Origin of the sequence: Burkholderia sp. LMG 13014 (genome assembly GCF_905232215.1) — a bacterium.
Classification (GTDB): domain Bacteria; phylum Pseudomonadota; class Gammaproteobacteria; order Burkholderiales; family Burkholderiaceae; genus Burkholderia.
Map to the genome: position 1 here is coordinate 1 of NZ_CAJNKE010001044.1, position 1,116 is coordinate 1,116.

The 1,116-nt window shown below is 66.5% G+C and carries 1 protein-coding gene; it reads left to right on the forward strand.

Features of this window, described 5'->3' with window-relative positions; all coding sequences use genetic code 11:
- Window positions 1-1,001: potassium-transporting ATPase subunit KdpB (gene kdpB, locus JYJ84_RS37250; RefSeq protein WP_205190354.1), on the forward strand; the 1,001-nt coding region annotated here is incomplete at its 5' end.
- Window positions 1,002-1,116: the final 115 nt, after the last annotated feature.

A 1,116-nucleotide genomic window follows, 5' to 3' on the forward strand; every position in this document is an offset into this window, starting at 1 on the left:
CCCCGGAAGGACGCTCGATCGTCGCGCTCGCGAAGCAGCGCTTCTCGCTGGACGTGACGGCAGCCGCCGGCAGCATCACCGTGCCGTTCAGCGCACGCACGCGGATGAGCGGCCTCGATATCGGCGAGCGCCAGGTGCGCAAGGGCGCGGCGTCGGCGATCCGCGCGCACGTCGATGCGCTCGGCGGTGTGTTTCCTCAAGCGGTTGAGACGGCGGTCAACGATATCGCTCGACGTGGCGGTACGCCGCTCGTCGTCGCCGACGGATCGCGCGTGCTCGGCGCGATCGAGCTGAAGGACATCGTCAAGCACGGGATCGCCGCGCGCTTTGCCGAGCTGCGCAAGGTCGGCGTGAAGACCGTGATGATCACCGGCGACAACCGGCTCACCGCGGCGGCGATCGCGGCGGAAGCCGGCGTTGACGACTACCTTGCCGAAGCGACGCCCGAGGACAAGCTGCGGCTGATTCGCGAGCACCAGGCGAAGGGCCATCTCGTCGCGATGACGGGTGACGGCACCAACGACGCGCCGGCACTCGCGCAGGCCGACGTGGCCGTCGCGATGCACAGCGGCACGCAGGCGGCGAAGGAAGCGGCCAACATGGTCGACCTCGACAGCAACCCGACCAAGCTGATGCAGGTGGTCGAGGTCGGCAAGCAGATGATCATGACGCGCGGCGCGCTGACCACCTTCAGCGTCGCCAACGATCTCGCGAAGTATTTCGCGATCATCCCGGCCGCATTCGTCGCGACCTATCCGGCACTCGGCGCGCTGAACGTGATGGGGCTGCACAGCCCGACGTCGGCGATCCTGTCGGCGGTGATCTTCAATGCGCTGATCATCGTCGCGCTGATCCCGCTCGCGCTGAAAGGCGTGAAGTATCGCGCGGAGCCGGCCGAGAAGCTGCTGGGGCGCAACCTGCTGATTTATGGTGTGGGCGGGATCATCGCGCCGTTCATCGGCATCAAGCTGATCGACATGTTGTTGACGCCGTTTATCTGACCGAACGCGCCGTCGCGGCCCCGCTCACGCCTTCGCGGCGTGTGCGGGGCCGTTCGGCGTTTCAATTGCCGGAAGCGATCATGGATGTGAATGTGAACGTGAGCGAAGCGAATCG